At 66.2% G+C, this 21,489-nt stretch carries 15 protein-coding genes, 1 tRNA gene and 1 pseudogene; 9 read left to right on the top strand and 8 right to left on the bottom strand.

What is annotated here, in order from left to right; all coding sequences use genetic code 11:
• Positions 1-7: 7 nt before the first annotated feature.
• The 7 genes and pseudogenes from prfA to argS all read right to left on the bottom strand — a co-directional run bounded on the left by prfA (position 8) and on the right by argS (position 10,215).
• Positions 8-1,081, bottom strand: coding sequence for a peptide chain release factor 1 (gene prfA / locus UC32_RS07125; protein WP_045730552.1), 1,074 nt, complete (start codon positions 1,079-1,081; stop codon positions 8-10).
• Between the two features lie 233 nt (positions 1,082-1,314).
• Positions 1,315-3,368 (bottom strand): annotated as a pseudogene (rho, locus tag UC32_RS07120) (transcription termination factor Rho).
• A 292-nt stretch (positions 3,369-3,660) separates the two neighbouring features.
• Positions 3,661-4,635, bottom strand: a complete 975-nt coding sequence (thrB, locus tag UC32_RS07115) for a homoserine kinase (protein WP_045730551.1) — start codon at positions 4,633-4,635, stop codon at positions 3,661-3,663.
• A 2-nt stretch (positions 4,636-4,637) separates the two neighbouring features.
• Positions 4,638-5,744, bottom strand: a complete 1,107-nt coding sequence (gene thrC, locus UC32_RS07110) for a threonine synthase (protein WP_045730550.1) — start codon at positions 5,742-5,744, stop codon at positions 4,638-4,640.
• A complete protein-coding gene (locus UC32_RS07105; RefSeq protein WP_045730549.1) occupies positions 5,745-7,073 on the bottom strand; it encodes a homoserine dehydrogenase in 1,329 nt (442 codons plus the stop codon).
• Positions 7,074-8,546, bottom strand: a complete 1,473-nt coding sequence (gene lysA / locus UC32_RS07100; protein WP_045730548.1) for a diaminopimelate decarboxylase — start codon at positions 8,544-8,546, stop codon at positions 7,074-7,076.
• A gap of 4 nt (positions 8,547-8,550) precedes the next feature.
• Entirely contained in the window at positions 8,551-10,215 is a 1,665-nt protein-coding gene (gene argS, locus UC32_RS07095) for an arginine--tRNA ligase (protein ID WP_045730547.1), read from the bottom strand.
• Positions 10,216-10,402: 187 nt separating this feature from the next.
• Between argS and UC32_RS07090 the strand changes: the two genes are divergently transcribed.
• The 6 genes from UC32_RS07090 (at position 10,403) to UC32_RS07065 (ending at position 15,159) form a co-directional block, all read left to right on the top strand.
• The gene (locus tag UC32_RS07090) at positions 10,403-10,891 is read left to right on the top strand and encodes an FMN-binding protein (RefSeq protein ID WP_045730546.1); all 489 of its coding nucleotides are present in this window, start codon (positions 10,403-10,405) and stop codon (positions 10,889-10,891) included.
• A gap of 3 nt (positions 10,892-10,894) precedes the next feature.
• Entirely contained in the window at positions 10,895-11,767 is an 873-nt protein-coding gene (locus tag UC32_RS07085; protein ID WP_045730545.1) for an FAD:protein FMN transferase, read from the top strand.
• Positions 11,764-13,308 (top strand): ferredoxin--NADP reductase, encoded by a 1,545-nt coding sequence (locus tag UC32_RS07080; RefSeq protein WP_045730544.1) that lies wholly within the window; start codon positions 11,764-11,766, stop codon positions 13,306-13,308. The genes UC32_RS07085 and UC32_RS07080 overlap by 4 nt, the downstream gene beginning before the upstream one ends.
• Positions 13,309-13,455: 147 nt before the next feature.
• Positions 13,456-13,528 (top strand) — tRNA-Arg (locus UC32_RS07075).
• Positions 13,529-13,712: 184 nt separating this feature from the next.
• Positions 13,713-14,765, top strand: coding sequence for a M4 family metallopeptidase (locus UC32_RS07070; protein WP_045730543.1), 1,053 nt, complete (start codon positions 13,713-13,715; stop codon positions 14,763-14,765).
• 61 nt (positions 14,766-14,826) lie between these two features.
• Positions 14,827-15,159: a protealysin inhibitor emfourin gene (locus UC32_RS07065; RefSeq protein WP_045730542.1), complete on the top strand. Its 333-nt coding sequence runs from the start codon at positions 14,827-14,829 to the stop codon at positions 15,157-15,159.
• A 1-nt stretch (position 15,160) separates the two neighbouring features.
• Here UC32_RS07065 and UC32_RS07060 read toward each other — a convergent pair whose 3' ends face one another.
• Complete coding sequence (locus tag UC32_RS07060; protein ID WP_045730541.1) at positions 15,161-16,129, bottom strand: GlxA family transcriptional regulator; 969 nt, start codon at positions 16,127-16,129, stop codon at positions 15,161-15,163.
• Positions 16,130-16,210: 81 nt separating this feature from the next.
• Here UC32_RS07060 and UC32_RS20770 point away from each other — a divergent pair, with 81 nt between their 5' ends.
• From UC32_RS20770 to UC32_RS07050, 3 genes are all read left to right on the top strand, one after another.
• Positions 16,211-16,378, top strand: a complete 168-nt coding sequence (locus UC32_RS20770; RefSeq protein ID WP_200896339.1) for a hypothetical protein — start codon at positions 16,211-16,213, stop codon at positions 16,376-16,378.
• Positions 16,379-16,447: 69 nt separating this feature from the next.
• Complete coding sequence (hrpA, locus tag UC32_RS07055) at positions 16,448-20,449, top strand: ATP-dependent RNA helicase HrpA (protein WP_045730540.1); 4,002 nt, start codon at positions 16,448-16,450, stop codon at positions 20,447-20,449.
• Between the two features lie 31 nt (positions 20,450-20,480).
• Positions 20,481-21,464, top strand: coding sequence for a beta-ketoacyl-ACP synthase III (locus tag UC32_RS07050; protein ID WP_045730539.1), 984 nt, complete (start codon positions 20,481-20,483; stop codon positions 21,462-21,464).
• Positions 21,465-21,489 lie beyond the last annotated feature (25 nt).

Genomic DNA, 21,489 nt, shown 5'->3' with positions numbered 1-21,489 from the left:
GCGGGGACTAGTCGCCGATGGCGTCCAGGCGTGCCTGTTCGTCCATCTCGATGGCAGACTGGATGACCGGTTCCAGATCCCCGTTCATGACTTGGTCCAGGTTGTACGCCTTGTAGCCGGTGCGGTGGTCCGCGATCCGGTTTTCCGGGTAGTTGTAGGTGCGGATCCGCTCGGAGCGGTCCATGGTGCGGATCTGGGATTTCCGCTGTTCGGAATTGGCGGCGTCAATCTGCTCCTGCTGGTGGGCAAGGATGCGGGCCCGCAGCACGCGCATGCCGGCTTCACGGTTCTGCAGCTGCGACTTTTCGTTCTGCATTGCCACAACGATGCCCGTGGGAAGGTGCGTGATGCGGACGGCGGAGTCCGTGGTGTTGACCGACTGGCCACCCGGGCCGGAGGACCGGTACACGTCGATCTTGAGGTCGTTCTGGTTGATTTCGAGCTCTTCGGGCTCGTCAACTTCGGGGAGGACCAGCACGCCTGCGGCAGAGGTGTGGATGCGGCCCTGGGATTCGGTGACGGGGACGCGCTGAACGCGGTGGACGCCGCCTTCGAACTTGAGCCGTGCGTAAACGCCCTCGGCGGGGTCGTTGGAGCTGCCTTTGACGGCCACCTGGACGTCCTTGTAGCCGCCCAGGTCCGACTCGGTGGCGGAGATGATTTCAGTCTTCCAGCCGCGGGATTCCGCGTACCGGGTGTACATGCGCAGGAGGTCGCCGGCAAACAGCGCGGCTTCGTCGCCGCCTTCGCCGCCCTTGACCTCGAGGATCACGTTACGTGCGTCGTCCGGATCGCGGGGAATGAGCAGCCGGCGGAGCTTTGCAGCCGCGGTCTCCAGCGACGCCTCCAGCTCGGGAACCTCTGCAGCGAATTCGGGATCCTCAGCAGCCATCTCCTTGGCTGCAGAAAGATCGTCCCGCAACCCTTCCCACCGGTGGTAGGCCTCCACAATGCCATTGAGCTGAGCCGACCGCCGCCCCAACTTCCGGGCAAGCCGCTGGTCAGCATAAACAGCAGGATCCCCCAGCTGCGCCTGAATGGAATCATGCTCATCAAGCAGGCCCTGTACGGACTCAAACATTTATTAACCTCTTTCGTTCTGTGCCCATCTTAAATCAGGCACAAGAAGCGGCGCGCCACGGTGAGCGAGCCCCGCAACTGCCGCGCGGATGTTCCGCCCAGGGAGTGGCATCGGGCCTGTCGGAGCGTTGCAGCGGACATACGCAGTACGTCTGCTGCAACGCGAAGGGGCGGGGGCGGAACATCCGCGCGGCACCTACCGCACGAACGCACCGGCGCCCGCCCCGAAATCAGCTACTTGTCGTTATCCGACTTAGCACCAAGCGTCGTCTTCTGTACCTGCATGAGGAACTCGACGTTGCTCCCGGTTTCCCGGATCTTGTTGGTCAGCAGCTCAAGGCTCTGCTGGAGGCGTTGACGTCCACGGCGGGGAAGATGCGCTTGTCTGCCAGCTGGCGGGACAGGCGCAGTTCCATGTTGCCGGTGCCCTTGAACTCTTCGAAGATGACTTCGTCCATCTTGGAGCCGGTCTCGACGAGGGCGGTGGCCAGGATTGTGAGCGAGCCGCCGTTTTCGATGTTGCGGGCTGCACCGAAGAAGCGCTTCGGCGGGTACAGCGCGGCGGAGTCGACACCACCGGACAGGATACGGCCGGAGGCCGGCGCTGCCAGGTTGTAGGCGCGGCCCAGGCGGGTCATGGAGTCCAGGAGGACCACCACGTCCATGCCCATTTCCACGAGGCGCTTGGCGCGTTCGATGGAGAGCTCGGCCACGGTGGTGTGGTCGTCTGCGGGACGGTCGAAGGTGGAGGCAATAACCTCTCCCTTGACGGTGCGCTGCATGTCCGTGACTTCTTCGGGACGTTCGTCAACCAGCACCATCATGAGGTGGACCTCAGGGTTGTTGGTGGTGATCGCGTTGGCGATGGACTGCAGGATGAGCGTCTTGCCGGCCTTGGGCGGTGAGACAATCAAGCCACGCTGGCCCTTGCCGATGGGAGCCACGAGATCGATGACCCGGGGACCGATCTTCTTGGGGTCCGTCTCGAGGCGCAGGCGCTCTGACGGGTACAGCGGGACGAGTTTCGCGAATTCGACGCGGTCCTTGAGCTCTTCGGCGGTCTTGCCGTTGACGGACGTGACGCGGACCAGTGCGTTGAACTTCTGGCGCGTGGACTGCTGGTTGCGGTCTTCGCCGTCGCGCGGTGCACGGATGGCGCCGACAACCGCGTCACCCTTGCGCAGGTTGTACTTCTTGACCTGTGCCAGCGAAACGTAAACGTCGTTGGGGCCGGGCAGGTAGCCGGACGTGCGGATGAATGCGTAGTTCTCCAGGACGTCCAGGATGCCGGCGACGGGCAGGAGGACATCATCCTCGGTGACTTCGACGTCGTCGACGTCCGGACCCTGGTTGCGTCCGCGGCGACGGTCGTTGCGGTCGCGGAAGCGGTCGTTGCGGGAGCTGTTGTCCCGGTCCTGGCCACCGGAGCGGTCGTTGCGGTCATTGCGGTCGCGCCGGTTGCGGCGGTTCCGGCGGCTGCTGCCGTCGGAGTCATCTCCGTCGCGGTTATCGCGGTTGTCACGGCTGTTGTCGCGCTGGCCCGCGTCGCGGCTGTTGTCGCGCTGGCCGGCATCGGCATCGCGGTTGTCGCGGCCTCCACGGCTGCGGTCACGGCGGTCGTTGCGCTGGCCGGCATCCACGGTTTCGGTGGACTCCGCGCGCTGTTCGGCGGCCTTCTGCTCGGTGTTGCCCTGTTCGGCGGCCTTGGCTTCGCTGGCCGGCTGTTCCGCGGAAGCTTCGGTGGACGCTTCCTGGGCGGCGGCTTCGCCGCGGCGGCGGTTGCGGGTACGGGGCTGGCGGCGCTCGGGAGCGGCCTCGGCTGTTTCCGCAGCGGGAGCAGCCGACGGCGCTGCAGCAGTTTCCGCAACGGGCGCCGTTTCAACTGCGGGAGCGGTTTCGGCGGCGGGGGTTACAACAACACCGTCGCTGCCGGCGCGGCGGCTGCGGCCGCGGCGGGCGCGGGTCCCTTCAGCGGCCGGCGCTTCGGCAGCCTCAGGTGCGGCAGCCGGGGCGGAAACTGCGGGAGCGGCAACGGGGGCGGAAGCCTTTTCAGTTGCCTTTGCCGGTGCCTTGGTGGTGGGAGTGCCTGCACGGTGGGCGGAGATGGCAGCCACCAGGTCCCCCTTGCGCATGCGGGAACCGCCCGAGATCCCGAGCTGGCTGGCCAGGGCCTGCAGCTGGGCGAGCTTCAGGCCTGCAAGGCCGCTGCTCTTGGCGGGTGCTGCCGGTGACTCGGCAACAGAAGATGATAGTTCCACAGCTGGTGACAGCTCAGTGGTTTCGGTCACGAAGGATCCTTCCCCCTCGACGGCGTCCGGACTGGGAGCTGGACGCGATGATTTGATCTGGGCTGCAGTTCAGATCTGCAGCCGCATGTTGCGGCCTTGCCGGTTGTATTTCGGCCAGCAGGGCCGGTACTGATTCACCTTCCGTACCGCCCGTGGCGGAACGGAGGACTGACGCGTGGGGGGCAGTTGGATGCTGCAAATTCCTGCGACAGACCAAGCAGGTGGCACCGGAATAGATTCGCAGTAGGAGATCAGGAGCCACTGAGTGCAGAAGCAGATCAGATAGGCGGAATTACCGCCGGTGCACGTCCACCTTAGCACCTTCCACGTCCACTGCGAGCTTCAGTACGCGCCAGTTCACTTCCGGCGTGTTGGAGCCCGTGAACGCGTCGATGAAGGCCAGGATGTCTGCTGCTTCCGGTTCGCCGTTGGCCAGCACCAGCACGGTGGGACCGGCGCCGGAAACCACTGCCGCATGGCCTGCCCGCCGCAGCGCCGTGATAAGGGCTGCACTGGGCCGCATGGCCGACGCCCGGTAGCTCTGGTGCAGGTAGTCTTCCGTACCCGCCAGCAGGAATCCGGGATCCCGAGTCAGGGCGTGAATCAGGAGCGCGGCCCGGCCGGAGTTCATGGCAGCCGCGTGGTGTCCCACCGAGGCGGGCAGGAGGGCACGCGCCGCTTCGGTGGACAGTTCGAAGTCGGGAACAGCCACGATCGGGATCACCGCTCCGGCCACCTCGGCGCGGGTACTGCTGTACTGGTCACTGTCCTGCCATGACAGCGCCAGTCCGCCGTAAATCGCGGGTGCGACGTTGTCCGGGTGGCCTTCCATCTCACTGGTGAGTTGCAGGATCCAGTCCCGGCCGCGCCGGCTTTCCGCAGGAACCATGGCATTTGCGGCGGACACTGCCGCCACCACTGCCGACGCGGAGGAGCCCAGCCCCCGGCCGTGCGGGTTGACGTTCTCGGCCGTCACCTTCAGGCCGCCGTGGCGGAAGCCAAGCCGTTCGAAGGCCGCATCCATTGCGCGGATCACCAAGTGGCTGGCGTCCCGGGGCAGGGTGTCCGCCCCTTCGCCACGCAGGTCGAAGACGAGTTCGTCCGTGTCCAGGCTCTCCACCGTCAGGGTGTCGTGCAGGGCCAGGGCCATGCCGAGGCTGTCATAGCCCGGGCCCAGGTTGGCCGTGGTGGCCGGCACCCTCACTGTAACGCGCTGGCCGGGCTCGATGAGTTGCAGTCCGACGGCGGCCTGCGAGGTGGCGTTCAAGGCTATTTTTCTTCCAGTCCCAGTTCAGCAGCAACAGTGACAACATCGTTGGAGACCTTGACCGGCTGGACGTCGCTGCCGTCTTCGGTGCGAAGGGCCCACTGGGGATCCTTGAGCCCGTGCCCGGTGACAGTGATGACGATGGTCTTCCCCGAAGGAACCTCACCGGCAGCGTGCTTCTTGAGCAGTCCGGCAACGCCAGCAGCGGAACCGGGCTCGACGAAGACGCCTTCCTTGGCGGACAGCCAGCGGTGCGCGGCCAGGATTTCGTCATCGGTCACGGCATCGATCAGGCCGCCGGACTCGTCGCGGGCACCCACGGCACCATCCCAGGAGGCGGGGTTGCCAATCCGGATGGCGGTGGCGATGGTGTCCGGTTCGGTGATGGGGTGGCCGGCAACGAACGGCGCGGCACCAGCGGCCTGAAAGCCCCACATGGCAGGCGTCTTGGTGGACACTGCAGGAAGCGTGCCCGCGGTTTCGGACTCGAACGGCGCAGAGTACTCCTTGTAGCCCTTCCAGTACGCGGTGATGTTGCCGGCGTTGCCTACGGGGAGGACGTGGATGTCCGGGGCGTCGCCGAGGGCGTCAACAACCTCGAACGCTCCGGTCTTCTGGCCCTGGATGCGGGCGGGGTTGACGGAGTTGACCAGGAATACGGGGTAGGACTCCCCCAGCTTCCGGGCGATGTCCAGGCAGTTGTCGAAGTTGCCGTCCACCTGCAGCAGCGTGGCGCCGTGCGCAATGGCCTGGCTCAGCTTGCCCATGGAGATCTTTCCTTCGGGCACCAGGACGGCGCACTTCAGACCCGCGGCCGTTGCGTAGGCAGCAGCCGACGCGGAGGTGTTGCCGGTGGAGGCGCACACCACTGCCTTGGCCCCGGACTCGACGGCGGCGGTCATGGCCATGGTCATGCCGCGGTCCTTGAAGGAACCGGTGGGGTTCATGCCCTCAACCTTGAGGTACACCTCGGAGCCGGTGAGCTCGGAGAGCTTCTGTGCATGCACCAGCGGAGTGCCGCCTTCGCCCAGGGTGATGACCCGGGTGGATGCCGTGACGGGCAGGCGGTCAGCGTATTCGCGGATGACGCCGCGCCATTGGTGAGCCACTTAGACTCCTTCTACCCGCAGAACGGATGTAACTGAATTGATGACGTCCAGGCCCTTCACGGCCTCGACGGTGGCCGCGAGGGCGGCCTCGGACGCGCGGTGGGTGACGATCCTGAGTTCGGCGGATTCCACATTGGACTCCGCGTCGCGGTGGATGGTCTGCCGCATGGTTTCGATGGAGACACCGTTTCCGGCGAACAGCTGGGCAATCCTGGCCAGGACGCCGGGCTGGTCCGCGACGTCGAGCCCGATGTAGTAGCTGGTGACAGAGGCATCGATGGGCAGTGCCGGGACGTGGCCGGTGGTGGTTTCGGTGCGCTGGGGTCCGCCCAGGACCAAACGGCGCGCAGCGGAAACGAGATCACCCAGGACCGCAGACGCCGTCGGCGTGCCGCCGGCGCCCTGTCCGTAGAACATCAGCTCGCCGGCATTTTCCGCCTCGATGAACACGGCGTTGAAGGCGCCACGGACAGCAGCCAGCGGGTGCTCGCGGGGCAGCAGCGTGGGGTGCACGCGGACGGACACGCCCTCCCCGCCGCCTGTTTCTGTGTCTGTGACAGCAAGCTTTTCGGCGATCGCCAGCAGCTTGATGACAAAGCCGGCGTCTTTGGCCGCGGCGATGTCTGCCGCCGTAACGGAGGTGATTCCCTCGCAGTGGACGTTTTCCAGTGCAAAGCGGGTGTGGAAGGACAGCGTTGCGAGGATGGCGGCCTTGGCGGCGGCGTCATGGCCCTCGACATCTGCCGTCGGGTCGGCTTCGGCATAACCGAGGCGCTGCGCTTCGGCGAGGGCGTCGGCGAACTGGGCACCCGTCGAGTCCATCTGGTCAAGGATGAAGTTGGTGGTGCCGTTGACGATGCCCAGCACCCGGGTGATCCGGTCGCCGGACAGGCTGTCTCGGATGGGCCGCAGAATGGGAATTGCACCGGCAACGGCGGCCTCGAAGGACAGCTGCACGCCGGCTTTGTCCGCTGCTTCGTACAGCGTGGGGCCGTCCTGCGCGAGCAGGGCCTTGTTGCCGGTGACCACGCAGGCGCCGTTAGTGAGCGCGGAGAGGATCAGCGTGCGGGCCGGTTCGATGCCGCCCATCAGTTCGATGACCAGGTCGGCATCCTTGACCAGGGTCTCGGCGTCGGTGGTGAACAGTTCCTGCGGCAGCTCGACGTCGCGCTTGGAGTTCACGTTGCGCACGGCGATGCCGCTGAGTTCCAGCCGCGCACCGGTGCGGGCTGCGAGGGCGTCGGCGTCCTCAATGAGGATCCGCGCAACCTGGGCCCCAACGTTGCCACAGCCCAGCAGGGCTACTTTCAGGGTTCGCATTTCCGTCATTCAGGCTCCCATGTCGCGGTTCAGCAGATCTTCTTCGGTTTCCCCGCGGACAATCAGCCGGGCAAATCCGTCGCGCACCGCGACAACGCCCGGCCGGGCCAGATAGTTGTAGTTGCTCGAGAGGGCCCAGCAGTAGGCGCCGGTTCCCGGTACAGCAAGCAGATCACCGGCTGCCACGTCCCCGGGCAGATATACATCTCTAACAACTATGTCGCCGCTCTCGCAATGTTTGCCCACCACTCGGGACAGCTGCGGGGCGGCCGTGGAGGTGCGTGAGGCCAGGACGGCCGAATAATCGGCGTCGTACAGCACCGGACGGGCGTTGTCGCTCATGCCGCCGTCCACTGAAACATAGCGGCGGGGATACGTAACGTTGTTGCCTGCGTCACCATTGTCCGACGCAGCCGCATCGACACGGACGGTCTTGAGCGTTCCCACCTCGTACAACGTAAAGGTGGTGCTGCCGACGATGGCGCGACCGGGCTCGATGGAGATGCGCGGCGCGTCGATGCCCAGTTCAGCGCAGGTGGAACGCACGACGGCGGCCATCGCCTTCGCGATCTCGGCCGCGGGGCGGGGGGTGTCCACCGGCGTGTAGGCAATGCCGTAGCCGCCGCCGAGGTCCAGCTCGGGCATGGTGATGGAGTACTTCTCCTGCATGGCCGCGAGGAAGCGCAACAGCTTTTCCGCCGCCAGGGCGAAACCGTCCGGCTCAAAGATCTGGGAACCGATGTGGCAGTGCAGGCCGAGCAGCTCGATGCCCGGGTGGGCCGATGCTGCGGCCACAGCTTCCTCAGCTGCGGAAAGTCCAGCCTGCTCAGTGGTGTCCGCGGCCATGGAGAGGCCGAACTTCTGGTCCTCATGGGCGGTGGCGATGAATTCGTGTGTGTGCGCATGGACGCCCGGAGTGAGCCGGAGCATGACCTTCGCCTGCCGGCCACTGGCCCGGGCAATGTCCCCTACCCTGACGAGCTCGTCCAGGCTGTCCACCACGATGCGGCCCAGGCCCATGTCCAGAGCCCGGGTGATCTCGGCATCGGACTTGTTGTTGCCGTGCAGCGCAACCCGCTCCCCTGCGATACCGGCGCGGGCGGCCACGGCAAGTTCACCGCCGGACGCGGTGTCCAGGCGGAGCCCTTCCTCTTCCACCCACTTCACCACGGCGGTGCAAAGGAATGACTTACCGGCGTAGTACACGTCAACCCCGCCGCAGATATCGGCGAAGGCGGCGTCAAAGGAGTCCTTGAACGCGCGGGCACGGGCACGGAAGTCGGCCTCGTCCATCACGAAGAGGGGCGTGCCGAACTGCTCCTTGAGCTCTTGGACGCTGACCCCGCCGACAGTGAGGGCACCGGCACTGTTCCGGTCCACGCTGCCTGCCCACATGGGTTCTTTCAGCTCATTCAGGTCGGCCGGGACCTGCAGCCAGTCGGGGGCCAGCGGGGACGCGCCGTTTTGGATTTCCACGGTCATCGCGTTACATCCGTTCCGGCGCGGAGACGCCCAGCAGCTCAAGGCCGTTGGCGAGCACCTGGCTGGTGGCGTCGTTGAGCCACAGCCGCGTGCGGTTGGTATCGGTGACCGCTTCGTCGCCCATCGGGGCAATGCGGCACGCGTCGTACCAGCGGTGGTAGGCACCGGCGATGGCTTCCAGGTGCCGTGCCACGCGGTGCGGTTCGCGCAGTTCCGCCGCCTTGGCCACCACGGAGGGGTAGCTGCCAAGAAACGAGAGCAGCTCGTTCTCGGTGGCGTGGTCCAGCAGGGAGGCGTCGAAGCTGTCCGCGCCGTCCACCTGGCGCTCCACTCCGGCAGCCACCGCGTTGCGGGCGGCACCGCGGGAACGGGCATGGGCGTACTGCACGTAGAACACGGGGTTCTCGTTGCTGTTCTTCTTCAGCAGCTCAGGGTCAAGCGTCAGCGGAGAGTCTGCGGGGAAGCGTGCCAGTGAATAACGGACAGCGTCCTTACCCAGCCATTCGATGAGGTCCTTGAGTTCGATGATGTTGCCGGCGCGCTTGGAGAGTTTTGCCCCGTTAACGGAGACCAGCTGGCCGATCAGCACCTCGATGTTGACCTCGGGATCATCGCCGGCAGCGGCGGCGATGGCCTTGAGCCGGTTGATGTAGCCATGGTGGTCGGCGCCCAGCAGGTAGATCTTCTCGGTGTAGCCGCGGTCCTTCTTGGAAAGGTAGTAGGCGGCGTCCGCGGCGAAGTAGGTGGGCTCGCCGTTGGCGCGGATCATGACGCGGTCCTTGTCATCGCCAAAGTCCGTGGTGCGCAGCCAGACCGCACCGCCGTCGTCGAACACGTGGCCCTGCTCGCGCAGGCGCGCCACGGCACTTTCGATCGCACCGGCGTCGTGCAGCTCCTGCTCAGAGAAGAAGACATCGAATGCGACGCCGAAGTCCGCGAGGGTGGTTTTGATGTCCTTCATCTGCGCTTCGTAGGCGGCGGCGCGGATGACCGGGAGCGCGGCAACCTCGGTGAGCTCGCGGATGTCCGGGTGCGCCGTGAGGACCTCGTGGCCGAGGTCCGCAATGTACTGGCCCGGGTAGCCGCCGTCGGGGACGGGCAGGCCGTGGAGGCGGGAGTACACGGAGTTGGCGAACGTGTTCATCTGCGAGCCGGCGTCGTTGATGTAGTACTCGGCGGTGACGTCCGCGCCCGAGGCACGCAGTACGCGGGCGATGGCGTCGCCGAGGGCGGCCCACCGCGTATGGCCGATGTGCAGCGGCCCGGTGGGGTTGGCGGAGACGAATTCCATGTTGACGGTGTGGCCGGCGAGCGCGGTGTTGGTGCCGTATTGCGGGCCGGCCTCGACGATGGCCTTGGCCAGCGCCCCGGCGGCAGCAGCGTCAACGGTGATGTTCAGGAACCCTGGCCCGGCGATGTCCACGGCGGAGACACCGCTGATTGTCTTCAACCGTGTGCTGAGGATGGTGGCGAATTCGCGGGGATTCGTGCCGGCCTGCTTGGCGAGCTGCAGCGCGATGTTGGTGGCCCAGTCGCCGTGGTCCCGGTTCTTGGGTCGCTCCACGCGCACGTCCTCAGGGACAGCTGATTCTGCCAGGGCGATTTCGCCGGCGGCGACGGCGTCCTTCAGGCATGCGGATATGGCGAGGGAGAGTTCTTCGGGAGTCACCCTTCTAGGGTACCGGGGGCCAGTCACAGCAAAGAATTGCGGGTCTTTGCTTCGTCGTGCCTCCGCGCAGGGCGCCTCCAAGAAAATCCCAGAGAATGCACAGGGTTGAACCAATATGGTGGTTTCAGCGTTGACAAGGTCGTAACGTCCGCCGATATCTGTGACCCCCTACGAAACGAGAGCCTTCATGAGACCCTCAGCACTGAACCGACCGGTACGCAAAAGCATCTACGTTGGAATCGCCGGGCTGTCCCTCGTGGGCACAGTGGCCGGCTGCGCCCCCTCGGCGGCAGAAAGCAACCCGGCCCCGGCAGCAGGCGGGTCCTCGGCTGCGGCAACCACACCCTCCGCCGGGGAATCTGCCCTCGCCAGCAGCGGTTCCAGCTACAAGGACGGCACGTACAGCGCTGACGGCACGTATGTCTCGCCCAACGGCAATGAAACGGTCGGAGTGCAGCTGACCCTGGCAGCGGACAAGGTGACCGACGTCCAGATCACCCAGCACCCGTCCAATCCCAATACCCGCAAGTTCCAGGGTGAGTTCGCCGGCGGCATTGCCGCCCAGGTGGTGGGCAAGAACATCGATGAACTCAATGTGTCAAAGGTGGCTGGCTCATCCCTGACAAGCGGCGGCTTCAACCAGGCCGTTGAGCAGATCAAGTCGGAGGCGCAGTAGGCAGTGCCGCACGCGGGCTGGGCAACTTTTTCATTCGAGGGAATCGGGACGGGCTGGGAGATTTCCACGGTGGAGGTCCTTGGGCCTTCCGCCCAGCAGGACCTGCTGGCCCTCGTGGAGGATTTCGACGCCGCCTGGTCCCGTTTCCGCGCCGACTCGCTGGTCACTGCCATGGCCCGGGAGCCCGGCAGCTACAGCTTTCCTGCAGAAGCCGCCGGGCTCGGGGAACTGTACAGGACGCTCTACGACCTGACCGGCGGCGCCATGACACCGCTGGTGGGCGCAAGCCTCGAGCGCCTGGGCTACGACGCCGCCTACTCGCTCCGGCCGTCGGGTGACCCGCTGCCGGCCCCGCGCTGGGAGGACGTCCTGGACTGGAACGGGACGTCGATCAGCACCAACGCCCCGGTGGTGCTGGACATCGGGGCAGCAGGCAAGGGCCTGCTGGTTGATGTGCTGGCATCCGCCCTGGAGGTACGCGGCGCGGAGGCCTTCATGGTGGACGCCAGCGGGGACCTGCTGGCCCGTGGCCCAGTTGGCGTCCCGGTGGGGCTTGAACATCCGTATAACCCGGCCCAGGCCATCGGCGTAGTGGAACTGGGCGGCAGGGCACTGTGCGCTTCCGCCGCCAACCGCCGGGCCTGGGGCGACGGACTGCACCATGTCCTTGACGCGACCACCGGGCAACCGGTCCGCACCGCCGTCGCAACCTGGGCGCTTGCGGACACCGCCGCTGTGGCCGATGCCCTTGCCACTGCCCTCTTTTTCGTCCCCGGCGCTGTGCTTGAGGAGTCATTCGACGTCTCCTGGCTGACGGTCTTTTCCGACGGAAGCGCCGCCTATTCCGCAGAATTCGAAGGGACACTGTTTACATGAGCACCGTTGAGACACCGTCCGCCGGCCCGGCGCCATCCATCGCAGGGCGCCTGGATACCCTCCTGGGCCGCTTCACGATGTACCGGCTCATCCTGCTGGTCCTGGCGGGCCTGGTGGCCTACAGCCTGCTTCTGGACGTACTGGGTTGGCTGACGTTCGGCATTCCGGAGATGCTGGCCCACCTGGCCGTGTGCCTCCTCCTGACCTACGCCTCGAACCGTGCGCTGGCGGCGATGTTCAGGGTGCGCCCGCACTCCGAGTCCTCCCTCATCACCGGCCTGCTGCTCTACTTCCTGTTCTGGCCTTCGTTCCAGGCCATGGATATCGCCGGTGTGGCGTTGGCGTGCGTCCTTGCCTCTGCATCGAAATACGCACTGGCGTGGCGGGGCAGGCACGTGTTCAACCCTGCAGCCCTCGGTGCCTTCGTGACCGGCCTGACCGGGCTGAATATCGCCACCTGGTGGGCTGCCACGCCGGCCATGCTGTGGCTGCTGGTCCCCGGCGTCCTGCTGGTCCTGTACCGCACCCGGAAACTGCTCATGGCCTCAGTGTTCACGGTGGTCGCCACATCGATCATCACGCTGGAGCTGCTCCGGGCCGGCATGGGAGCGGGAATGGGGGTCTGGCAGGCGCTGGCGCAGCGTCCGGTGCTCTTCTTCGTGGGCTTCATGCTGTCGGAACCCCTGACGCTGCCGCCGAGACGCTGGCAGCAGCTGTCCCTGGCGGCAGTGGTGGGTGTGGTGTTCGCTGTCCCGTACAACTTCGGCTTTATTGCCAATTCACCGGAGGCTGCCCTCCTGGTGGGCAACCTTGCGGCCTTCCTGCTGGGCCAGCGCGGCGGAGTAAAGCTCCGCTTTGCCTCCAGCCGGCCCCTGACGGCCAGCACCACCGAGTTCTCCTTCAGGCCGTCGCATCCCGTGCGGTTCCTTCCCGGCCAGTACATGGAACTGGACCTGCCGCACGCGAAAACCGACGGGAAGGGCAGGCGCCGTGTGTTCAGCCTTGCCGGCTCGCCAACGGATCGCCTCGTGAAATTCGGCGTCCGTACTGCCGAACCCCTTTCCGCGGCCAAGAAAGTCCTGCTGGGGCTGCAGCCCGGTGACGAACTGACGGCCACCTCCGTGGGCGGCGACTTTGTCCTGTCCCGGGATCCGAACCGCCCGGTGCTCCTGGTCGCTGCGGGCATCGGCATCACGCCGTTCCTCTCGCACGTCGCCTCCGGTGCACTCGAGGAGCGCGACGCGGTACTGGTCCTGCTGGCCAGGAGCGCGGACGACGTCGCCTACGCGGACGAACTCCGGGCTTCGGGTGTCCGGGTCGTGGTCCGCACCGCTGACGGGTCGGAGCCGCCGTCAGGCTTCAGCGCCGCGCCGGCCGGCAATTCCAGGCTCGACGCAGACGGGCTGAAGACACTCGTCCCCGACATTGCGGGCCGGGACGTTTACGTGTCCGGTTCGCCCGCCAGTGTGGCGTCCCTGCGGCGTGCCGCGCGCCAGGCCGGGGCTCGGCGCGTGCGGGTGGACTCTTTTTCGGGGTACTGATGCGGGTGGCGCAGAGCTCCCGAGCTGGCTGCTCCGGGGCGGTCAAGGACTGGCCCGGACCTTGGGGGCGGGACCGATTTTCCTTTGCAGGGCACCTTACTGCTAAGCTCTAGGACGTCCCGCCAGCAACGGCAGGAACCCCGGATTGCCCTCGTAGCTCAGGGGATAGAGCGTCTGCCTCCGGAGCAGAAGGTCGTAGGTTCGAATCCTATCGAGGGCACAGAGAGAACCCCGCCGTCCAGCACGGCGGGGTTTTTGGTTTAAGCGCCGTACTGCGGACCCTGCCCTGCGTTCACAACCACGGCTGCTGCCTGCCGCGCGTCGGGAACATGGCTGCCGTGTGGCTGCCGCCAAATGTCGGTGCCCCCTCCTAACCTGAAGTTACCTACTTGAGGGGGTACGCCATGCACGTTCCGTTCTGCACCATCATTCCGCCGTACCTGCTGCGGCGCCTTGCCCGGCAGGGCGCTCCGGAGTACTCCGCGGCAGCCAGGGCTGCCAAGGAGGCCCTGGTCCACGTGAAAAGTGTCCAGGCAGCGCGGATTACGGCCCGGCCGGAAACCACTGCCGGGATGCTGGCTGCCAAACCGGGTCCGGCTGTCAGGACCATTTATGACGCCGGCGGCGCCGAGTCGCTCCCGGGAAAGCTGGTGCGGAAGGAGGGCGAACCGGACACCGGCGACGCCGCTGCCGATGAAGCCTATGATGGCCTGGGCCATACCCACCGCCTCTACGCGGACGTCTTTGGCCGGGACTCCATTGATGGACGCGGGCTCCCGATGGATGCCACAGTGCATTTCGGCAAGCTGTACGACAATGCTTTCTGGGACGGTAAGCAGATGGTCTTTGGTGACGGCGACGGCGCCGTCTTCCAGCGGTTCACCGCCTCACTGAGCGTTATTGGCCACGAACTGGCGCACGGGGTCACGCAGTTTTCCGCCGGCCTCGCATACCGCAACCAGGCTGGAGCCCTGAACGAATCAATGTCGGACGTCTTTGGTGCACTGGTGGAGCAGTACGTGAAGGCCCAGTCCGCGGCGGAGGCCAGCTGGCTCATCGGCGAGGGACTCTTCACCCCGGACGTGCAGGGGCAGGCGCTGCGCTCAATGAAGGCCCCGGGAACGGCCTACGACGACGATGTGCTGGGCAAGGATCCCCAGCCTGATTCCATGGACGGCTACGTCCGGACCAGCGCTGACAACGGCGGCGTGCACATCAACTCAGGCATCCCCAACAGGGCGTTCTACCTCGTGGCACAAGCCCTGGGCGGGAACGCCTGGGAAGCGCCGGGACGGATCTGGTACGAAACCCTGACCGGCGGCTCGCTTCCCACCACGGCCACTTTCACCGTCTTTGCCCGCGCCACGCTTGCCGCTGCGGTGGAACTTTTCGGGTCGGACGGCAAGGAGCATGACGCCGTCCGGCAGGCGTGGGAAACTGTGAAGGTCAAGCTTTAACAGATGCCTGGCTGCCGGATCACAGGCCGCCAGGCTGAGCGGAAGCCCCAGGAACCAGGCCATGAAGATCAGTGTGGAGCGCACGGGCGGAATCGCGGCGATCACCAGGGTGTGGACCGTGGATGCCCGGTCCGAGACCGCCATCAACCAGTGGCAGCCGATCGTTGAGGCGTGTCCCTGGGACGCCGTCCCGCGGACCGCGGTGGCGGCGGCCAGGGAGTTCGCCGACGCCCAGCCGGACCGGTTTATCTATTCCATCCGTGCCGGCGGGCGCCGCGCCGCCCTGCCGGAGCGCGCAGTCACCGGCCCGTGGCGCATCCTCGTCGAGAGTGCCCGGGCCGCAGCGGAACAGGACCAGGCGTCAGCGGACGACGCCGGGACCTCCGGCGCGTAGGCTAGCCCGCCTCTGCCAATTGCCCCCGGAACGCCCGGCGATAGGACTGCGGGCTGGTATCCAGCACTTTTGCGAAATGGTGCCGGAGCAGTACCGGGTGGCCGAAGCCCGACTCCCTGGCAACTTCGTCGATGTTCAGGTCGGTGGACTCGAGCAGTTCCTGCGCCCGCAGCACCCTTTGGGAATTGAGCCACGCGGCGGGCGTGGCCCCGGTTTCCGACCGGAACTTCCGTGCGAAAGTGCGTGCCGACATGTGGACCCGGGCCGCCAGTTCATTGACGGAGTGTTCATGGTCCAGGTTCTGCACCATCCAGCGCAGCAGTGCCTCCATGGGCGCCGAGCCGCAGGTGGGCATAGGCCGGTCGATGAACTGGGCCTGGCCGCCATCACGGTGCGGCGGAACCACCATGTCCCGTGCGATGGCGGAGGCCACCTGCGCGCCGAGCTCCACCCGCACCAGGTGCAGGCAGGCGTCAATGCCTGCGGCGGTTCCGGCGGAGGTGATGATGTTGCCGTCCTGGACGTACAGGACGTTCTCATCGACCAGTGCGTCCGGATAGGACGTGGCCAGCTGGTCCGAGTAGTGCCAGTGCGTGGTGCAGCGGCGGCCCTCCAGCAGCCCGGCCCGGGCAAGGGCGAAGGCGCCGGAACAGATGGACATGACCCAGGCTCCCCTGGCATCCGCGGCCCGCAGGGCCTCCAGGAGCGGTTCCGGCAGGTCCTGGTCGCGTCCGAACGGGGCCATGATCACCAGGTCCGCGTCCTCGGTCGCTTCAAGGCCGAGATTGACTTTCATGGACAACCCGGACTTCAGCGGCACGTCCCCCGGCGTTGGGGTGCACACCCGGAATTCGAAAGCGGGTACGCCGCTCCCCCGGTCCGAGCGGTCAATTCCGAACACCTCGCAGGCGGTGCCGAATTCGAACATCGAGAAGTTGGGAACCACGATCACGGCCACGGTTTTCAGCATGTCTCCAGTGTGGCAGAAATTCTCTCTTTTTGGGCATTTCTGCCACTGTTTCTTGATGCCCTACGGGCGAACCATGGAGGTATGGAAATCTTCGCAGCCATCCTCGTCATCGTCCTCCTCCTCGTCGCCGCGGCCACCGTGGCGGCACTCCTCAGCGACGGCCGGGGGCACACCCCGCCCGTCGCTTCGCACCGGGACTGGTCCGCACTGGACCTGCCCAGCACCAACTACACCCTCCGCATCTTCTAGGCACCAGCAACCGCCGCAGGCAGTCGAACCACAGGGAGCCGGCCCCGCCGCAGTAGACTGTCTGCAGCCATGACTTTTCACATTTCCTATCCCGCCGAGCTGCCGGTCTCCGAGCGCCGCGAGGACCTGATGGCAGCCATTGCGGCCAATCAGGTGACCATCATTGCCGGCGAGACCGGCTCCGGAAAGACCACCCAGATTCCCAAGATGTGCCTGGAACTGGGCCTGGGCGAGAACGGGCTGATCGGCCACACCCAGCCGCGCCGGCTCGCCGCCCGCACTGTCGCCGAACGCATCGCCGAGGAACTGGGCGTGGAAATAGGCCAGGAGGTGGGGTTCCAGGTCCGCTTCACCGGCGAAGTCAGCAAGGCCACCAAGGTCAAGCTGATGACCGACGGCATCCTGCTGGCTGAGATCCAGCGCGACAAGCTGCTCCGCAAATACAACGCCATCATCATTGACGAGGCCCATGAACGCAGCCTCAACATCGACTTCATCCTCGGCTACCTGAAACGGATCCTCCCGCAGCGGCCGGACCTGAAACTCATCATCACCTCGGCCACCATCGATCCCGAGCGCTTCGCCAACCACTTCGGCACGCCGGAAACGCCGGCCCCCATTATCGAGGTCTCAGGCCGTACCTTCCCGGTGGAAATCCGTTACCGCCCCCTCTCCCAGGCCAGGGAGGAAGACGACGACGCTTCGGACGACGAGCTTGAAGAGGACCGCGACCCCCTGGACGCGGTCTGCGACGCCGTGGACGAACTCGCGGCAGAAGCCCCGGGCGACATTCTCGTATTCTTCTCCGGCGAGCGCGAGATCCGAGACGCCGCAGAAGCACTCCAGGCGCGTATCCAGGGGAACCGCCGACTCGCGGGCACCGAAGTCCTTCCGCTCTTCGCCCGCCTAAGCCTGCAGGAACAGCACAAGGTGTTCCACCCGGGCAGCAAACGCCGGATCGTGCTGGCCACCAACGTGGCCGAAACCTCGCTGACAGTCCCCGGCATCAAGTACGTCATCGATACCGGCACGGCCCGCATCTCGCGTTACTCGCACCGTACCAAGGTCCAGCGGCTGCCCATCGAACGGGTTTCCCAGGCCTCAGCCAACCAGCGGTCCGGCCGCTGCGGCCGTGTCTCCGACGGCATTGCCATCCGGCTGTACTCGGAGGAGGACTTCGAGTCCCGCCCCCAGTTCACCGATCCTGAGATCCTGCGGACCAACCTCGCAGCCGTCATCCTGCAGATGACCGCCATGGGCGTGGCACGCGGCCCCAAGGACGTGGAGGAGTTCCCCTTCGTCGAACCGCCGGAAACCCGGGCCATCAACGACGGCGTCACTCTCCTGCGCGAGCTGGGCGCCCTGGTGCCTCCGCGCCCGCAAGGCAAAGGCGGCCAGACGGAAGCAGCCGCTGGCCGGGGCGGGCAAAAGGGCGGCGGCCTCACCGCCGTCGGGCAAAAACTTGCCCAGCTGCCCGTGGATCCCCGACTGGGCCGCATGATCGTTGAAGCCGGTAAGCGCAACTGCGTGCGGGAAGTCATGATCCTCGCGGCGGCGCTCACTATCCAGGATCCGCGCGAGCGCCCTACGGACAAGCAGCAGCTGGCGGCTGAGAAGCACAACCGGTTCCGGGACGAAAACTCCGATTTCACCGGTTACCTGAATCTGTGGAACTACCTCCAGGAAAAGCAGCAGGAACTCTCGTCGTCGGCGTTCCGGCGCCTGTGCCGGGCGGAGTTCATCAACTACCTGCGGGTCCGGGAGTGGCAGGACCTGTTCACCCAGCTGCGCCAGCTTGCCAAGCCCCTGGGCATCACCCTGGATAACAAGCGCCTCACGGATCCGGTGGGAAACCACGACGGCGTCCACATCAGCCTCCTGTCCGGACTGCTGAGCCACATCGGCATCCTGGACGAGCGCAAGCGCGAATATGCCGGTGCCCGGGGCAGCAGGTTCGCCATCTTCCCGGGCTCCGCGCTGTTCAAGAAGTCGCCTACGTTCGTCATGGCTGCCGAGTTGGTGGAAACCAGCCGGCTTTGGGCCAGGGTGGCCGCGAAGTTCGATCCCGTCTGGGCTGAGCAGGTGGCACCGGACCTCGTGAAGCGCAGCTACAGCGAGCCGCACTGGTCAACGCGCCAAGGCGCCGTGATGGCCTACGAGAAGGTGACCCTCTACGGTGTCCCCATCATCGCCCAGCGCCGGATCAACTATGGCCGGGTAGACCCGGTGGTGGCGAGGGAGCTGTTCATCCGGCACGCCCTGGTGGAGGGCGACTGGCGCACCCACCATAAGTTCTTCCACCGCAACCGTGCCCTGCTGCACGAGGTCGAAGAACTCGAAGCCCGCATGCGCCGCCGCGACCTGATGGTCGATGATGAGGCACTCTTCGACTTCTACGACGCCAGGATTGGCGCCGATGTTGTCTCGGAACGCCACTTCGACAAGTGGTGGAAAGACGCCCGGCGGGAAAACCCGGACCTTTTGGATTTCGATAAGTCACTGGTGCTTAGCGACGATGCCGAGGACCTTGACGAGGCCGCGTACCCGAAAACCTGGCTGCACAAGGGCTTCGAACTGCCACTGACCTACGAGTTCCACCCGGTGGCCCCCGGGTCTCCCCCTAACCCCTCGGACGGCGTGACGGCGGAAGTTCCCGTGCTGTTCCTCAACCAGCTCGATGACGCCCCGTTCCGGTGGCTGATCCCCGGTCAGCGCGTGGAGCTGGTGACGGCCCTGATCAAATCGCTGCCCAAGCAGGTGCGGAAGAACTTTGTCCCGGCCCCTGACGTGGCCCGCCAGGCCGTGGCCCTGCTGGAAGCCGACTTCGACCCGGCCGCGGATGCGCTTGAGCCATCGCTGGAACTTACCCTCCGCCGCCTGCGCGGCGCCATCATCCCGCCCGGCTCCTGGAACTGGGATGCCGTGCCGCCGCACCTGCGCGTGAGCTTCACGGTGGTGGACGGCAAGGGCAAGGTCCTGGGCGAAGGAAAGGACCTTGCAGCCCTCCAGGAGAGCCTCGCTCCGGCTACCCGCCGGGCCATTGCGGAGTCCCTCGGAGCCACTCCCAATACAACGGCCCGCGGCAAGCCGGCTCAAGGCGGGGGCCGCGGGGGCGCTACTGCGGGAGCACCGCGCGGCGGTGGAGCGGGACAGTCCGGGCAGTCCGCCACCGCCGGCGACAGCACGGCAGCTGCAGGATTTGTGGAACGCGACGGCCTGACAGAGTGGAGCTTCGGCACCGTCGAACGCAAGGTCAGCAACATGGTGAAGGGCCATACGGTGACCGGGCACCCGGCACTGGTGGACCAGGGCACGTCCGTATCGCTGCAGGTCTTCCAGACCCCGGACGAGCAGCTGGAGGCCATGCGGGGCGGCGTGATCCGCCTGCTGGCGCTGCGCGTCCCGGCGCCGGACCGCTACGTCCTCGAACACCTGAGCAACACCGAAAAGCTCACCTTCAGCCAAAATCCGCACGGCTCGGTGTCAGCCCTGATTGACGACTGTGCACTGGCGGCGATCGATAAGCTCACACCGGCAGAGCTGCCGTGGGACAGGAACGCCTTCGACCGGCTCTATGAGGTGGTCCGTGCGGAACTGATCGATACAGTGTTCAGCGTGACTGCCGTCGTGGAGCGCATCCTCGCCAGCACCCGGCGGATCGAAAAGCAGCTCAAGGGCACCACCAGCCTGGCCCTGATCAGCGCCCTGAACGACATCAAAAGCCAGTTGGAGCAGCTGGTCTACCCCGGTTTTGTGGCACGCACGGGCTACGCGCAGCTCAGCCAGCTGCCTCGGTACCTCACGGCCATCGAAAAGCGGCTGGAACGCCTTCCGGGCAACGTCCAGCGCGATTCCCTCAACATGGCAATGGTCCAACGCCTCGAAGACGACTATGACGATGCCGTCTCGGCGCTGCTCCCCGGGCGGCGAGCCGGGCGCGAGTTAACCCAGGTGCGCTGGATGCTCGAGGAGCTCCGGGTGAGCCTCTTCGCCGTCGAACTCAGAACTGCCTACTCCGTCTCGGAGAAGCGTATCCGTGCCGTACTCAACAAGGCCCTGGCCCCCGCCTAGCGGGCAAACTTACCCCACGAGAGGAAACCCCATGGAGATTTCGCTTGCCCACGGGCCTGCCGGCACCGAGATAGCCGGCCTTGGCCACGCACAGCCGCTGCGCGTCATGGACAACCATGAACTCGAAGGCATGATGGACACCAACGACGAATGGATCCGCCAGCGGACCGGCATCATCACCAGGCGTATCGCCGCGGAGGGCGAAACCGTGGTGGACCTCGCCATTCCCGCCGCACGGATGGCGCTGGAAGACTCAGGCGTTCCGGCCGCGGACATCGACCTCGTCGTCGTGGCCACCACCACGGCCGCCGAGCGCTCACCCAACACTGCCGGACGTGTGTCGGCAGCCCTCGGGCTGGGACGGGACGGCCGGGGACCGGCCATCATGGACGTGAACACGGCCTGTTCGGGATTCGAATACGCCCTGGGCATCGCCGACCAGGCCATCCGCACCGGAAGCGCCTCGCACGCAATCGTGGTGGGGGCCGAAACCCTCTCAGCGGTGACTGACTGGACGGACCGCGCGACGGCGGTGCTCACCGCCGACGGTGCGGGCGCCGCCGTCGTGCGTCCTTCCGACACCCCGCGAATCGGCCCGGTGGTGTGGGGTTCCGAGATCGGCATGGCCGACGCCGTCAAGATTTCCCCGCCCTCGGGACGCTTCGCCCAGAACGGCCGCGAGGTGCTCCGCTGGGCCCTCACCAAGGCTCCGGAGCGCGCCCGCGAGACCGTTGCCCGCGCGGGCCTGACGCTGGACGACATCCAGGTACTGGCCGCGCACCAGGCCAACCTGCGCATCATCGAACCGCTCGCCGAGGCCCTGGGCATGACGGACCGCGTTGTCATCACCGATGTCACCGAGTCGGGCAACACGTCTGCTGCCAGCGTGCCGCTCGGCTTGAGCAAGTGGTGGCACTCCGGCAAAATCCCGGCGGATGTCCCGGCACTGCTCTTCGGGTTCGGCGGAGGCTTCACCTACGCCGGCATGGTGGCCATGACGCCCCGCCGCGCCTAGCGGATCCCGCCGGGCTGCTGATTGC

It is taken from the genome of Pseudarthrobacter chlorophenolicus, from assembly GCF_000962805.1.
Classification (GTDB): domain Bacteria; phylum Actinomycetota; class Actinomycetes; order Actinomycetales; family Micrococcaceae; genus Arthrobacter; species Arthrobacter chlorophenolicus_A.
Note: the sequence above shows the minus strand (reverse complement) of the source record. Positions and strands in the feature narration are given on the sequence as shown.

Excerpts from the sequence above, each read along its gene's own strand:
- hrpA (WP_045730540.1), top strand. The coding sequence starts at position 16,448 with ATGACTTTTCACATTTCCTATCCCGCCGAGCTGCCGGTCTCCGAGCGC.
- UC32_RS07105 (WP_045730549.1), bottom strand. The coding sequence starts at position 7,073 with ATGACGGAAATGCGAACCCTGAAAGTAGCCCTGCTGGGCTGTGGCAAC.
- UC32_RS07050 (WP_045730539.1), top strand. The coding sequence starts at position 20,481 with ATGGAGATTTCGCTTGCCCACGGGCCTGCCGGCACCGAGATAGCCGGC.
- UC32_RS07065 (WP_045730542.1), top strand. The coding sequence starts at position 14,827 with ATGAAGATCAGTGTGGAGCGCACGGGCGGAATCGCGGCGATCACCAGG.
- UC32_RS07060 (WP_045730541.1), bottom strand. The coding sequence starts at position 16,129 with ATGCTGAAAACCGTGGCCGTGATCGTGGTTCCCAACTTCTCGATGTTC.
- UC32_RS07090 (WP_045730546.1), top strand. The coding sequence starts at position 10,403 with ATGAGACCCTCAGCACTGAACCGACCGGTACGCAAAAGCATCTACGTT.
- UC32_RS20770 (WP_200896339.1), top strand. The coding sequence starts at position 16,211 with ATGGAAATCTTCGCAGCCATCCTCGTCATCGTCCTCCTCCTCGTCGCC.
- prfA (WP_045730552.1), bottom strand. The coding sequence starts at position 1,081 with ATGTTTGAGTCCGTACAGGGCCTGCTTGATGAGCATGATTCCATTCAG.
- UC32_RS07070 (WP_045730543.1), top strand. The coding sequence starts at position 13,713 with ATGCACGTTCCGTTCTGCACCATCATTCCGCCGTACCTGCTGCGGCGC.
- lysA (WP_045730548.1), bottom strand. The coding sequence starts at position 8,546 with ATGACCGTGGAAATCCAAAACGGCGCGTCCCCGCTGGCCCCCGACTGG.
- UC32_RS07080 (WP_045730544.1), top strand. The coding sequence starts at position 11,764 with ATGAGCACCGTTGAGACACCGTCCGCCGGCCCGGCGCCATCCATCGCA.